Source organism: Microseira wollei NIES-4236, assembly GCF_020521235.1.
Classification (GTDB): Bacteria; Cyanobacteriota; Cyanobacteriia; order Cyanobacteriales; family Aerosakkonemataceae; genus Microseira; species Microseira wollei.
In genome coordinates this window covers 28,264-42,949 of the sequence record NZ_BLAY01000085.1, presented here as the reverse complement: position 1 = coordinate 42,949, position 14,686 = coordinate 28,264, and the positions used below count along the sequence as shown (strand labels likewise).

12 protein-coding genes are annotated in these 14,686 nt (G+C 48.0%); 7 read left to right on the top strand and 5 right to left on the bottom strand.

All coding sequences use genetic code 11. The features are described 5' to 3' along the window. The coding region (locus MiSe_RS25880; RefSeq protein WP_226586089.1) for a hypothetical protein at positions 1–397 on the top strand (397 nt) is incomplete at its 5' end. A gap of 103 nt (positions 398–500) precedes the next feature. On the opposite strand, the gene MiSe_RS25875 is transcribed toward MiSe_RS25880, so the two are convergent. Beyond that, positions 501–1,511, bottom strand: coding sequence for a glycosyltransferase family 2 protein (locus MiSe_RS25875; RefSeq protein ID WP_226586090.1), 1,011 nt, complete (start codon positions 1,509–1,511; stop codon positions 501–503). A gap of 160 nt (positions 1,512–1,671) precedes the next feature. Here MiSe_RS25875 and MiSe_RS25870 point away from each other — a divergent pair, with 160 nt between their 5' ends. Both MiSe_RS25870 and MiSe_RS25865 read left to right on the top strand, forming a co-directional pair. Further along, positions 1,672–2,691, top strand: a complete 1,020-nt coding sequence (locus MiSe_RS25870; RefSeq protein WP_444980550.1) for a glycosyltransferase family 2 protein — start codon at positions 1,672–1,674, stop codon at positions 2,689–2,691. A gap of 449 nt (positions 2,692–3,140) precedes the next feature. Then, positions 3,141–3,755 (top strand): TMEM165/GDT1 family protein, encoded by a 615-nt coding sequence (locus MiSe_RS25865; protein WP_226586087.1) that lies wholly within the window; start codon positions 3,141–3,143, stop codon positions 3,753–3,755. Between the two features lie 300 nt (positions 3,756–4,055). Here the strand turns inward: MiSe_RS25865 and MiSe_RS25860 are convergent, their stop codons facing one another. Continuing rightward, positions 4,056–6,917, bottom strand: coding sequence for a Calx-beta domain-containing protein (locus MiSe_RS25860; RefSeq protein ID WP_226586086.1), 2,862 nt, complete (start codon positions 6,915–6,917; stop codon positions 4,056–4,058). 38 nt (positions 6,918–6,955) lie between these two features. Between MiSe_RS25860 and MiSe_RS25855 the strand changes: the two genes are divergently transcribed. Further along, entirely contained in the window at positions 6,956–7,096 is a 141-nt protein-coding gene (locus MiSe_RS25855) for a hypothetical protein (RefSeq protein WP_226586085.1), read from the top strand. A gap of 793 nt (positions 7,097–7,889) precedes the next feature. On the opposite strand, the gene MiSe_RS25850 is transcribed toward MiSe_RS25855, so the two are convergent. Continuing rightward, complete coding sequence (locus MiSe_RS25850; RefSeq protein ID WP_226586084.1) at positions 7,890–8,828, bottom strand: tetratricopeptide repeat protein; 939 nt, start codon at positions 8,826–8,828, stop codon at positions 7,890–7,892. 178 nt (positions 8,829–9,006) lie between these two features. Continuing rightward, entirely contained in the window at positions 9,007–9,864 is an 858-nt protein-coding gene (locus MiSe_RS25845; RefSeq protein ID WP_226586083.1) for a tetratricopeptide repeat protein, read from the bottom strand. 363 nt (positions 9,865–10,227) lie between these two features. Here MiSe_RS25845 and patR point away from each other — a divergent pair, with 363 nt between their 5' ends. The 3 genes from patR (at position 10,228) to MiSe_RS25830 (ending at position 13,202) form a co-directional block, all read left to right on the top strand. Beyond that, positions 10,228–11,328: a heterocyst master regulator PatR gene (gene patR, locus MiSe_RS25840; RefSeq protein ID WP_226586082.1), complete on the top strand. Its 1,101-nt coding sequence runs from the start codon at positions 10,228–10,230 to the stop codon at positions 11,326–11,328. Between the two features lie 99 nt (positions 11,329–11,427). Then, positions 11,428–11,826: a hypothetical protein gene (locus tag MiSe_RS25835; protein ID WP_444980551.1), complete on the top strand. Its 399-nt coding sequence runs from the start codon at positions 11,428–11,430 to the stop codon at positions 11,824–11,826. 626 nt (positions 11,827–12,452) lie between these two features. Further along, positions 12,453–13,202, top strand: coding sequence for a hypothetical protein (locus MiSe_RS25830; RefSeq protein ID WP_226586080.1), 750 nt, complete (start codon positions 12,453–12,455; stop codon positions 13,200–13,202). Here the strand turns inward: MiSe_RS25830 and MiSe_RS25825 are convergent. Further along, the gene (locus MiSe_RS25825) at positions 13,146–14,669 is read right to left on the bottom strand and encodes a transposase (protein WP_226586079.1); all 1,524 of its coding nucleotides are present in this window, start codon (positions 14,667–14,669) and stop codon (positions 13,146–13,148) included. The two genes, MiSe_RS25830 and MiSe_RS25825, sit on opposite strands and share 57 nt — an antisense overlap. Positions 14,670–14,686 lie beyond the last annotated feature (17 nt).

The window sequence follows — 14,686 nt, the reverse complement described above, 5'->3', positions numbered from 1 at the left end:
TTTTGAATGCCGTGCCCCTACAGTTCCGCCATTTTGTAGGGGCACGGCATCTTTAAGCTATCTATTTCTGCCACAATATTTTGAATGCCGTGCCCCTACAGTTCCGCCATTTTGTAGGGGCACGGCATCTTTAAGCTATCTATTTCTGCCACAATATTTTGAATGCCGTGCCCCTACAGTTCCGCCATTTTGTAGTAGGGGCACGGCATCTTTAAGCTATCTATTTCTGCCACAATATTTTGAATGCCGTGCCCCTACAGTTCCGCCATTTTGTAGGGGCACGGCACCTTTAAGCTATCTCTATCTGCCACAATATTTCGCCTGCCGTGCCCCTACATCAAACGCACCTGCGCTTTCTTGTTCTTGTGGGGTGGGCGTCCCGCCCGCCCGATCGTAAAAGCAAGGGAAAACCCTGTGTCTAAAGACCAGGGTAACCGCTTTGATGTCGCATTTTTCGCTCCAGGGAGCGCTAGCCATCTTGGAATTAGAGCGCTCCCGTGCTAACCCTTGAGGAAATTAGAGGTTAATCCATTTCCTAGAAATACACTATTACGCAGAAAATCTTGTAATAAATACGGCGGATCGTTATCCGGTTTACCTTGAACAACCCGACGCAAAAGCCATAAAAGATATCCCAAAATCCAGGCTGTATCGGCAAAAAATGCACTCAACCAACCATAGTTTTTCAGAAAATACCTGCGCCTGGAATCAAACCAATATTGGGGCAAACGCTTAGGTGCAATATTCGGAGCGTGTACCCCCGAACTTTGTCCAACAAAATGGATAATGCGACTTTGAGGCACATACCAGCAACTCCAACCCGCTGTTAAAGCTCGCCAGCAAAAGTCTGTTTCCTCGTAATACATAAAATATTCTTCATCCAGCAAACCCACCTGCTCAAACACTTCCCGACGGACAATTATGCTAGCTCCAGATACCCAATCAGTCTGCGTTGATGCTTCGGGAACAGGTGGCGCAACCACCCATTTTTCTAACAGTTGCGAGACGATACCCAAACGCAAGCCACCGTCCAATTCGCTTAACACTGTATGAAAGCGAAAAGCCGACCTTTGCGGCGTACCATCTGGGTTTTCCAAGCGACTACCGGCAATTCCCACCCTGGGATGAGAGTCCATAAATTCTACCAGCGCACCGATAGCCCCAGGATGAACAATTGTGTCTGGGTTGAGTAACAAAATATAACGGGGGGGATTAGTTGACGCCAGTGCCTTGCGGACGGGTGCATTATTGCCGAAAGCAAATCCACCATTGCGTTCCAACGGCATCAGCGATACCCACTCATGCCAACCTTCGGTTTTAATCGCCCTGTCAATTTGCTCGACCGATCCGTCCCCAGAAGCGTTATCAGAAACTACAACGCGGATACCTGGTAGCGACTGAACCTGATCTACTAGAGAGCGCAAACAGTCGATAGTTAGATTGGGCGTTCGGTAGTTCAGGATCACAATTAGTAGCGTTAAAGATGTATTTGGCTCAATTTCGTGGGACATGATATAATTATCCTCCTGTACAGTAGTATATTCCTCGGTTTGGTCAATCATTGGTTAGCGATATGCCAAAGGCACGCACTCGCGTTCGCGATCGCATCAACCCCTCCCCTTATTTTCTGAATCTTCTATCATAAGGACAATCAAACTGAGGCACATTTAGATGATCGGCTTGTCCAACAAAATCGGCATCGTCGTTATCGGACGAAACGAAGGCTCGCGCTTAGTCCGCAGCCTCAACTCGGTTGTAGGTGAATCGCGAAGAGTCGTATACGTAGACTCCGGTTCCACTGATTCTAGTTGCGCTTTTGCACGGTCGTGCGGTGTAGAAGTTGTTGAGCTAGACATGTCGATCCCTTTCACTGCTGCTAGAGCGCGCAATGCTGGCTTTGAGCGCCTGCGCCAGTTGCATCCGACAGCAGAGTACGTTCAGTTTATCGATGGAGACTGCGAGGTGATTGAGGGGTGGCTTATAGCTGGTGCCGAAACACTCGAGGCTAACCCCGACGTGGTCGCTGTGTGCGGGTGGACATGCGAGCGTTACCCGGAACGCAATATCTACACTCGGATCTGTAACATTGAGTGGCATATGGGGCCAGTCGGAGAGATATCCAACTTTGGCGGTAACGTGATGATTCGCGCCGACGCACTGGCAGCAGTCGGCGGCTTTAACCCCAGCGTCATCGCCGCCGAGGATGACGAATTGGGCGTGCGCTTGCGTCAAGCTGGGGGTAAACTGCTACGCCTTGACCGAGACAGCGTTCTGCACGAAGTTGACATGGACCGACTGTGGCAGTGGTGGCAACGAGCCAAACGCTGCGGCTATGCATTTGCCCAGGTTTCCCACCTGCACGGAGCGCCTCCTGAGCGCAAATTTGTCAAGGATATTCGGCAAACTTGGCTTTGGGGGTTTATTATGCCCTTGGTCGCATTGATCCTGATGCTTCCGACTGGTGGACTGTCGTTAATTATCTTGGCTCGCTATCCCCTGACGGCTCTCAAGGTGGCTTACAAGACAAAAAAACGAGGATTTTCTTGGGCTGACGGTTTTGCTTGGGGTGTATCTTGTGCCATGTCAGCATTTCCCCAGGTACTCGGTGTTGTCCAGTACCTCCGTGTCAGCCTGATTACTAAACAGCATCAAATTATTGAGTACAAAGCTCCTCAAGCACCCGCAACTTAACTTACAGCGCTCGTTTGGTTGACGGCGATTAAAATCCCCCTATTGTGTTTGATCCCCCGGAACGCGGTTGCTCTCCAACCCCCGGAGGTTTATCGTTACATCCTCATAAGTCCAACCCAAAAAATGAATAAATAATGATAAAAATAAACGGTCTTAAAGTCTTGTCATCCAGCACAAGATAGATGTATAATTACCTATACAAGAAGGGGAGTAGCTGCTAGTTAAAAATTTAACTTAAAAATTTAACTAGCCCATCTGAATCAACATGCTGGCGACGAGCCTGGTTCAGGTGACAAGTTTTAAACCTTAAACACTTGGAAGCGAGACCTTCACTAAGTTCACATTGATGTTTGACATCAATCTGATGTGATCTTGGTGAAGTTTTGCCGCTTTCATCAAGCTTCACTCAGATAAGAAGTTCACGAGAAAATTCTGAGGAGTTTGAGAAAGTGTTAACAGCTTTTACCGCCGGTTTATTACTGATTACAGTTTCGGAATTAGGCGATAAAACCTTTTTTATTGCCGTTGTTTTATCGATGCGCCACTCGCGGCGATTGGTATTTACAGGCGCGATCGCAGCATTGGCAGCGATGACAATTCTATCTGTTTTAGTCGGAAAAGCCGCATCGTTGCTACCTCAGCACTATATCAATTACGCCGAAATAGCTTTGTTTATTGGCTTTGGCTTGAAGTTATTGTACGACGCAAGCCTTATGCCTGCTGATTCCGGGTGTCATGAAGCAAAAGAAGCACTAGCAACAGTTGATCAAGCTGAGGCGAAACTGGGGCGGAAAATCACCCCGCTGGCGGTATTAGTGCAAACATTTCTCATGACCTTTATGGCAGAATGGGGCGATCGGACGCAATTTGCCACCATCACCCTCGCAGCTGGGAATAATCCGATTGGAGTGACCACGGGGGCAATTTTAGGACATGGTATTTGTGCTGCGATCGCAGTCATCTGCGGACGCCTAATTGCCCAACGCATCTCAGAAAGAACGATGACGGCATTAGGAGGATTGCTGTTTTTAATTTTCGCCCTCGTCGCCGCAATTGGTAAATAACGCAAGTTGCTAGTTATATCATGTCCGGTTGCATCGCTATCCCATAAAGCCGAGGCGGATTGATCTATCTCGGTTCAGCTCTCTTGGGCCCCCCTTAGCATCCCCCTCTTCCCTTAAAAAGGGGGATGTGAGGGGGATCGCTTTTTTTCTCCGGGGTTTGGCAGGATCGGTTTTATCACTAGCAACTTGGGCTAATAGGTAATGGGTAATTGTCAAGAGTAAACTGAGTCAAGCATCCAATTACCAATTACCAATTACCAATTACCAATGTCACAACTGATAACTAGCAACTTGAGTTAGTTATAAGACCGAAGTAGCAAATGGGTTGGCGGTGACCAAGCTAGCACCCACCCCAGCAATGCGATTCGGGCCAGTGCCGCCGACAACTGGCCCTGTGGCTGAATCCCACCAGTTCTCAGTGGCATCGACTGTCACAGTACGATTGTGTAACAAACCAGCACGGGAGTTGCCAACTAAGTCATTGTAATTAATCCTGACGTTAGGGACACCTATGCCGCTAGCGATCGCCACCCCGTTGACAGAGTTGGTGATGACATTGCTCAGCACATCCACTGTTCCCAGCGCCGGACCACCAAACAAGCTGGAATCCTGTAGCCGGATACCACCCCTGGTCAGGGCACCGCTGGTATTAGCGTTGGTGATATCGTTGTTGTCAATCTCGCCATTGCCACCCTGCAAGCGAATCCCATCTTGCCTGACATTGGTGACTTTGTTGTTAATCACACTGGCAACGTTAGTAATTGAATCAGCAACAACACCTGCTCCGGTTAAGTTAGCGATCTGATTGTCTGTAATCCTGACAGTATCGAACTGAGATGCCTGGATGCCGCTGGTGTTACTGCCAGCAGTCGTAGTCACGCTGTTGATTAAGTTATCTATGACCTGCGCCGATCCGCTAGCTATACCAGGAACCAACGAGATGACGCTGCCAGAATTAGGTCCAGTGCCGGTAAAAGTATTTTGACGAATGACGACATCAGTACCTGCGCCTAACTGTTGGATAGCGTTGCCGCGATTCATCTGAATCGTCAATCCCTCAATTGTGACATCACTACTGTTGATCCGGAAAACTGGCTGACCCAGAGTAGTCCGAACAACCGCTTCGGGAAGTCGCGTACCACTGGGGCTAAGACCCGCATTCGGCCCGCGCAGGGTTAAGGGCTGGTTGATCAGAATAGGGCCCGGTTCATTATACGTCCCTGCTTGTGCAACGATGATGTTGTTAGGGATAGCGGCTGCAACAGCATCTGTGATGTTGGAGAAACCATCGATGAAAACTCCACTGGAGTTATACAGGAGGACGGGACTAGGACCAGTCACCGTCAATGGATTGTCGTCCAAGATACTCACGGAGGCAGTGTCGGCTGAACCCACCCGGTTCACCTGGTAAGCCGGATCTTCAGCCACCTTCACAATCACTGATTCAGTTGGTTCATTCAGGACATCGGGCAAGGTACTCACTGCGACAGGATCGGAAGCAAATTCACCAGCAGCGATAGTGACCGTACCGAGCAACGCTGCGTAGTCCACGTCAGGGGTAGCTGTACCCGTGACGGTGTAACGGATGGTGAGTGGCTGGCTGAGATCGCCCCCGGTGCGAGTGAACTGAAATAGACCCTCCCCTTCCGGATTAAAAGGTTCCCCAGCGATTGGGTCAAGAAGAGAATTAACGGAAACGAGTGGTTTTGAACCAGCAACATCATCGTCCACAATGGTCAAAGTGGCAGCATTCTGCGTCCCAATCGTTGCACCGCCTGTAGGACTGCCCAAACTTAAGTTGACAGTTTCGTTACCCTCGATCAGGAAGTCGTTAACGATGGGAATGGTGACAGTTTTGGCTGCGGTGTCCCCATTGGCAAAATTGACCGCGATGGGAGCATTGTTATAGTCAGTGAGGGCTGTAGCAGTACCATCGCTCAAGTTCACCGTGGCTGACACAGCACCAACGCTGCCACCCGTGCGCGTAACCGTTACGGCTGCAATCGGTGTCCCATCTTCGTTGACGCTAAAGGTGGGGGAACTAAATTGCAGGGTGCCAGCAGGGAGAGTGTCATTGTCCACAATGGTCAAACTGGCGCTGCTTTGCGTTCCCAAGGTGACATGGCTGGTGCCGGTGGGGTTGGTCAAACTTAAGTTGACAGTTTCGTTACCCTCAACCAAAGTGTCATCGATAATGGGAATGGTGATGGTCTTGGCTGCGGTGTCCCCATTGGCAAAATTGACACCGATGGGAGTACCGATGTAGTCACCAGGGGCAATAGCAGTTCCATTACTGAGGTTAACGGTAGCTGAGGCGGTGCCGACGCTGCTGCCAATGCGAGTGACTGTCACGGCGGCAATCGGCGTACCATTTTCGTTAACGCTGAAGGTGGGGTTACTAAACTGAAGGGTAATCGGATCTTCAGTCCCTTGATATTCAATGTTCCGCAGCAGGTAATCCGAACCATCTTCTTTGAAGGGGTCGGCGAGGTAGGCAGCGGTGGGGCTATCGTAGGGTTTGGCAGAGAACCGCAGTTCGTCAAAAGTAATGCCGCTGAGGGGGTTTGCTTCTATCTTGAATTTGAAACTGCCATCGGTGCGATCGCCAATGAAAGTCACTCCATCTGAAGATACGGTGATGGGTTTTGGAGCGATCGGAGCGTTGACGCGAGTGATAGTAAAATTGCTGGTCGGTACCAAAACCCCATTATTGAAGATTTGTAGGAAACCAACTTCATTGCCTTGATCGCCCAGTCCCGGACTTGTTTTGGGACTCAATGCACTTAGGTCAATCGTTGCGCTACTGATGTCTTGGTTATCTGCCCATTTGAGCTTCAGCACCTGGGACTGATTGGTATTGGGATTATGGTTGATTTCCGCCCGCACTTTAGTTGGAGCGGTGAACCAACCTTCATAAGAAGATGGGACACCAATACCAGCGCTACTGCCGTAACTCAACCAGCTTTTAGGATTTTGGTTCGTTGCTAAGGTGAGGTTGCTGATGACTGTAGGGTTAAGGTAGTCAGTTTCCACGCCATCAAAAGCTATCCCAAACAGTTTGATGCCTTGGTTCTGGGCAGCCGTAGGCCATTTTGTTATTAGGTCATTGACGCTGCTGTAATTATTGGTTTGACCCAAAAAACCAAACAGGGAATTAGCCATAGCTTCTCCTTTTGAGGATTAGTAATTGAGGATTAAAAGTGATTGAAAACCTGTGGTTTGGCTTTCCTTATAGCGATCAATCACTCCACGACAAATTTCGTCAGTTTCAGGACTTCCGCAGAATCTCTATATGTAGGGTGAGCAATGCCCACTTTACCCTTACAGGTAATTTAGGGTGAGCAATGCCCACCCTACCCCTACAGGTAGTGGAAACAGCCAAATTTTGCTTAAGCCCTCAGTTTTACAGTCAATTTCCAAGTGAAGCTGCATCCCAGATAAGAATTGCACCTGATACAAGTCCTCTGGTGTTGCTTTTATACCAAATCCACCTTGTATACCTCTTTTATTCGTTGCATCTGCCTTTAAACTTCTTATGCACGAGCAAGGGGGTTGTCAAACTGGATTCGGTATCACAACAAAATGATTCAGGATCGGACTTGATAATCGAGATGTCTACCCCTACTTTCATCCGAATCAAATTTCATCCGGAACATTTCCCGCTATTTTTCCAGATATGGCAAAAGCTATCAAGCCGGATGGATATTCGGTTAACTGAGCGTCAATAATTATTAAGATGGGTGAAATTAGCGTCAATAATTATTACAGCGGATTGCAGCCGTATGAGGTACACCTGAGTTTGTCAAGCGCGCTGCCATTTTTGCTGCGCGCTTGACAAACGAGCGCGATTTCGCTTTCCCTAGACGAGCTTGCAATCCGCTATAAAATATGGGAAATTATCACTATGCCCGGTGATAAACTAACTTGTTTACTTGTCTGGCAATATAAATTGGCAGCTAGTACCTTTGGACCCTGGGGAAGCAAAACGCCTATGCAGTCGATCTGTCGGGCAGCTTCGTCATGGGCCTGCTCTAGATAACTGGCGAAAAACCAGAAATGGAAGTAACTAGGAATGCCTAATCGCGAGGTTAGGAAGCCAGCGCTGTACACGCAGGTGTCAGCGCCTCGAGGATGTCACGGAGAAGCAGACTCGCCATCATCTGGGGAAGATTCATTAGCAGAATTATCTGGTGGGGGCGTTTCCGCTTTTAGCTGTTTAATTCTCGCCTTAATTTGATCTTTATACTTAGCAGGCGCTAACTCAGTAGCAGCATTAAACAAAGACTTCGCTTCGTCGGTTTTGTCCTGCAATTGCAGCACAGCCGCCTTACCCCACAGTGGGCGAAAATCATCTTTATTAGTTTTGATTGTATCGTCGTAGATAGCGATCGCTTCTTTATAGCGCTGCTGATCGGCGTAAACGCTAGCCAACAGCAATTTTACAGAAGTTTCATCCACCGTCTTTGGCTGAATTTTATTCAGCTTGGGGGCAGTATCCAGGGTATCTTGCAACAAACCAATTGCAGCTTCCGGGCGTTTTTGTGCCATCAGCAAGGTTACGAGTCCTTCCATCGCCTCCATATTGCCCGGTTTAGCCTCTAACATTGAACGATAAACCGTTGCTGCTCCTTCCAAATCTCCAGTATGCTGCTTAGTTTGGGCTAACAGAATCGAGTAGCGATTGTCCTCAGGATTGAGCTTCGCCAGTTTTTCCAGCGGTTCTATCGTATCCCGAAGGCTACCCGCACCGATGCGAGCCAGTTCTACCCTAGTATTGACCAGTTCTGTCAGTGCGGTTCTATCTTCTGGTTGGCGTTGCAAAACCGCAAGGAAACCTTTAGCCTGGGTTTCCAGTTCGGTTTGCTTAGCTGCGGTGGTTGAGTCTACCACAGGCGTTGCTGCATTCTGTCCGGCGGGTTGCTGTTGCTTGAAGATACTACCAAACAGGGGAGATAAGGTTGACCTCCCCAGGAAAAATCCACCAACGACGATGCAGACGAGGATCAACCCTGTAGTAATTCTCCGGTGTTGCTTAGCTGCGCCAAACCTTTTGCGATCGCGTTTTCGGGACACAGGACTACTTTGAACTCTCACGACATTCATTATGAATGCTAATGGCGAAAACCGAGCAGGTGAGATGGGGAGCAGGGGAGATGGGGAGATGGGGAGATGGGGAGAATGTACATTCAAATTCCCCTGGAGCTCCTGGAGCCCCTGGAGCCCCTCTGCACAACTGCCCACCTGCACGCTCTTATGGACTCGGCGTTGCTTCTGGCGGGTTTATTATATCACCATTATTCGGATTTGTCAAGTTATTTTCAGGAGTTGTTGCGGGAGCGGGTGCAACGGGTTGGGTTTGGGGGTCGCTCTTGGGCGCAGCAGCGGGTGCAACGGGTTGGGTTTGGGTGTCGCTCTTGGGCACAGTAGCGGGAGTGGGTGCAACGGGTTGTCCTGGGGTGGGAGAAGCCTTCGGTGCGGAGGTGAGGATTTCGATTTGCTGGATTTGAGCCTGAACTTGCTGTTTGAAAGCTGCTGGGGCGATTTCGGTGGCGCGGTTAAATAAAGGCTTAGCTTCTTCCTTTTTGCCTTGCAATTGCAGCACGATACCTTTAGCTAAAAGGGGTCGATAGTCTTGGGGGTCGATTTTGGTCGCTTTATCGTAGATAGCGATCGCATCATCGAGACGCTGCTGTTGGGCGTAAATGCTGCCCAACTCTAACTGGAACACGATATCGTTCGGATTGAGCCGGATCAGTGTTTCTAAAGGTTCAATCGTCTGCTTAATATCCGCCGCACCTAACTGCACCAGTTCTTTGCGCGTCTCGAACAGTGCCAGCAAAGCCGTCTGATTTTCTGGTTCGGTCTGCAAAATGGCTTCGTAACCCCGCACTTGACCTAAGAGCCTTTGTTTGAGTTCTTCTTGCCTAGCCTCCTGGGATACTTGCACGGGTTGAGTTGTAGAGGTTGGTGTCGGTGTTGCCGTTTCCTGGGCAGAAGTTTGCCCCGTCTCGACACTGCCCAACAGAGGCACAATCGAAGTCCACACAAAGGGGATGATGCCTAAAACCATTACCCCAGCAATTAACCAGCGACGCAGCTTTTCAGACACGGGATTACATTGAACGCCGATCCTATTATCGGCTACCTTTGCACCGCTCCCAAGACGTGAAAACCGACAAAACTTTACGGATAAGAGCCGGATCTAGCTGCATAAATGACAAGAGGCTGGCTGATATAGCCATCAGTCTGCTATCACTAACAGGAGTAACCTTTGGCAATAGGGGCTTTTTGCTGAAGCGACCTGCCGCCGTTTGAGCAAATCCCCTATCAACTCCAAAGCGAATAGAGTAGTAGATACAGGGCAAGGCTTGGTGACTGGTATGGGCGATCGCAAAAATATCCCGGCGAGACAACCGGGCATTTTTAAGCCGCGCCTAAAACCTGCCAGTTTCTCCAACAAGCAAAAAAAAATGTGTCTCCGCTGCAAGGAGTGTTTATGAGTCCCCCTCCCAATAAAATCCCTCAGTCTTCTGAAGCTAACAAAGCTCAAACCCCCGAACCCGTCGTTCGTCGGCCCAAGGATCCGCCAAATGCAAAAGCCCCCGTAGCTAGCGCCCCCGAACCTGCCCCCGAACCTGCCCCCAAACCTGCCCCCGAACCTGCCCCCGAACCTGCCCCCGAACCTGCCCCCGCATCTGCAACTGAAGCCACATCGCCCAGCTTAGAAGAAAAACAGCGGCATGGCCCGATTCCTGCTCCCTCGGAACCAATGCAGTATCGAGCCATTGGTTTAGTCCGGGGACAATACGCCCCCAGTGACGAACAATTCACGCGCGGTAACCTAATTGTCAGCGATGGACAAGCGATCGATGCCGTGTTACTCGGTCGCGTTATGAGTTTGGTGAAGAATCACTTGGATTTGGCAACCGAACACCTGTGGGTGGTCTATCCCCGGACGCGACAACTAGACAATAATTTGCACATGCAAATTGTTGGGGTTTGGGAGCCAGAAAACCTGAACAAAACTGCACAGCCCGCTGACGAAACAACCCCAGAACCAACCGTTGAGGTTTCTGAGGATGCCAAAATTGAAGATGGTTATTTTTCCATCCGCGGTGAGGTGATTTTTCAAGCTCAGGACAACGAACAGATTGTTGTCAAGATCAGGCAAACACCCAAATCCGATCAAGAAGAGGCCAAATATTTCAAGCTGACACTCAAAGGCGTTCTGGAAAAGAAAGCTGTGGGTCACTTCTGGGACTTCCAGGTGAAGCGACAAGCGGAAGCTTTAGTGATTCAGCAGGCTGAAGACATCGGACTAATACGCCCCAAAAAACCGTCCAAGCCGCGTCCAAAAAAACCGGGACCAGGTGGCGGTCGATGGCCCAGAAAACCCGGACCCGGACAAGGACAAGGACCAGGACAAGGACAAGGACAAGGACAAGGAAAGGGACGCTTCTCGCCTCGTCCAACCACTAAATCGCCGCCGCCGACGACGCCGACGACGACAGAAAAGCCCATCCCTCGTCCCGTCAAACGCCAGCAACCGGGCAGTGGCGAAGCTAAAAAGTAGTACCATCCTCTAAGAGGGGCGAAGCATTGGGTGAAAACCAATAATTTATCTCCCAAATGCTTCGCCCTGGCAAATCTTCGATTATTTGAGGGTAATTTAGTGGGGCAGTACGAACGTTTGATATTGATGGCAGAGGATGAACTAACCCAGTACAGCACCGATGCCCGCAAAATTGAAAAACTGAGACAAAAAATTGGTTTATCGGTCAGCGCAGCCGAACAAAAAAAGGTCAAAGAAGCGTTGTTAGCAGAAATGCCAAAAGATTGGTTAAGTCAGTTAGTCGAACAGCAGCGTCAGACTGTTTCGCTTCCCTTTTGGGGCATTGCCGGACTAGGTTTATTGTTTGGAATTTCCTTAAATCAACCCCTAGACTTTATCGCTACTTTAGGCGGCGGATTTCTTGCCATAAAAATTCAACAGTGGGGGTGGAAATTACAGGCCAAACGATTGGTTATCCAAACTTTGGAAGACATCGAAGAACGAATTCGGAATCAGTAAGCTGCTAATTGCTAATTGCTAATTCAGTAATTACGCAAAGGATCTAAATGTAGGGTGCGATCTTACGAGAGTACAACCGCTCACCAGGAGGAATCAGCCACCTGCTTGAGGACGCGCTTACTTGCTTGCGAAAGGATGATGATTCTGTCTTTTTACCGCCCGCCGGAACTGCTCCGTCCCTGAATGTTGTTGACATTCCGTAAAAAGACCATCCTGATTACGGCAGTCGATTCGTTTCTGGTATGAATCGACATTATTTTGCCACCTTCTCCGCAATTTCAGCTATAGAAGAAGTTTGTTTTTTGGCGTTAATTTTTTAGTGCATTATGCAACACAAAAAACAACCTACTATAAAACCATGTTTGGTGCAAGTTTTTAGATAGAAAACTTAATAATTGTGACAGTGAATAAATTGGCGCGCGTCAGCTAGTAGCCCCGCAATAAATTGACGGGGCTACTAGCTGACGCAATTTTTAGGTGTGACACGCGGATTGCAATAGAATAAAGTGGAGAGAGTAATATCAGGTCCGTTTGATTACCCATAGTTACGACGCTCCGCTCTGACGCACTGGAAAATCTGACGCTCTGAGTTTTAATTATGGGTGAAAAGCCGGACATCATATAAGATGTATTACTTAAGTTGTAAGCAAATGACGCAGGATAGCTCTAAACAGAATTTTCAGGAAGGTAAAATTACCCGAGTAGGTGTTCTAGTAGTACATGGGATAGGCAAACAAAAACAGTTTGAACATTTGATCTGTATAGTCAGAAATATTGCTCAGGCTCTTAAAAATGACAATTCTCAGGGTTCTCTCGATGTTCAGATGACGATACGGACCTGCGCTAATGCTGCCTTTGGTGCCGCTCAGAAGACATGGGCAGCTGATACCAAAGCACCAGTAGTTGTTACTGTCAAAGATCAGCTAGGTGACATTACCCAACTGGAGTTTCATGAGGTTTGGTGGGCGGATTTGGGAGAGCCAACTACTCTAGGGACACTATGGGCTTTCTGGTACTGGGGACTTTCTCTTTGGACAATTCGTGGATATTTTGAACACCCTATCGACCGCTTGCACAACAAAGTGAGGCTGCCCCAAAAAGAACGAAATCAGGGTAATAATATTACTAATACTAAAGTAACGATTTTAGAAAGAGTTATTTTATTTGGGATATCATTGATTGCTTGGCTGATTCTACCCTTGCTAGCTGTTTTCAGTCGGTTACTAAGTATTTTTGACATTCATATCTTGCCACTAGACGCACTCTCCCAATACATGAGTCTTGAGCCACACCCCGTTCTGAAGAGACGGGGATTCAGGCTAGGAATTAAAGTTAAATTTTCGCCCGTCGATAGCTATCTGGTTAACTGTTCCTAGCTTTTGGGAAAACCGCTCTAGGGGAGAATGACACTGCCCACTTTCGGACTCGCCTACTCGTTTCGCGGTTTGCTGATATCGCTTCCACGCCTCCTCAAGGAACGGCTCCGCCCCTGGATACTGTTCGACAGCATCCTGCAATGAAAGCACATCGTCATTAACATATCTACTCAAATATGCACTGAATAAGTCTCGGTGCATCACAATTCCTGTCTCATCATGATGAACTCTTTGAGATAGGGTTTTCTTGATGCGATTCCCACTCAAATGAATCTGAGACAAGGCGGTTTTTTGAGTAGAAAACTTGGTGAACGAACCGCCAGCATTTTCGGCTTTGCGTTTCAATTCAGATTGCACAAAACTTGGTGACTTAGCAGCAATAGCTTTACCGTATCGCTTCTGCCATCCTTTCACTGAAACATTCTCAGTTTTAATATGCTTACCATGCCGCAAAATCTCATTGACAATCTTCCGGTTTTGAGACTTAGCATAAGTAGTTTTACGACGCTCTAATTCTCGTCGGTTTTGAGATAGTTTCAGATATCTTTTGGAGTTATTCCACTTCCTCCTACCCTTCTTGGATGTTCCCTTTTTGCGGATAGTTTTACGTCCCTTCTTGCCTTCAAAGTCTGGATGGTAGTTATCTGGATTGTTTGCTCTCCTAGACCTATCCATCTGACGCTGCAAGGTTTTTATCTCCTTCTCAAAGGTGGGAACTCCGCAGGCATTGGGCAATAATCCCGCTTCGCTGTCAGCAACAAAGGCGATATTTGAGATGTTTAAGTCTATCCCAACAACACCATCATAAATGTAGTTTTTCGGTTTCTGGAAAGGAATGCCTTCATTAACTAATTGAGCATACCAGCGCCGTACTCCGTTAATTTCTCTCCACAATATCCGAACGTATTTGATGCGAGAGTTTAAGCCATGCAGGATAACTGGATTCATCCAATCAATTAACGGTTTAATTACTAGGTCGCACCAAACAAACTGGTCTTCTTTCCATCGGATTCCTTGAAAGTTGGTTTTCCCTTCTAAAGACCTGAATCTACTGGGTACTTTGTATCGGACTTTCTTTGCCTTCCCAAATAGCACTTTTTCGACGGCTTTAAAAGCACGAGTCGCAATAGCTTGCTGGGTATTGGAGTCAATTTTCTTGGCTATCCATTTTGAGTTGTTACTGGTGATAGTTGCAAATGCGTGCAACTCATACTCGGAAAATCGATAAGCTTGACGTGCCACAGCGAACGCTTCAGTTCTTTTCTTCTTTTGGGTTATAGGAATTTTTTTTGCTTCTTGGTAGGCTTCAGAATTGCGAACTAGATTCATTCTTACTTCCGCTTCGTTTAAGCAAGCATTATAAAGTTGCCTTCCTGCTTGAAAGCGAGACAACAACTCTTTTTCTTGCTGGCTATCTACAATTAGTGGAATCTCGGTAATAAATGAGCTAGTTTTGCTTCGAGCCACCCTAGACTCACCTCCTA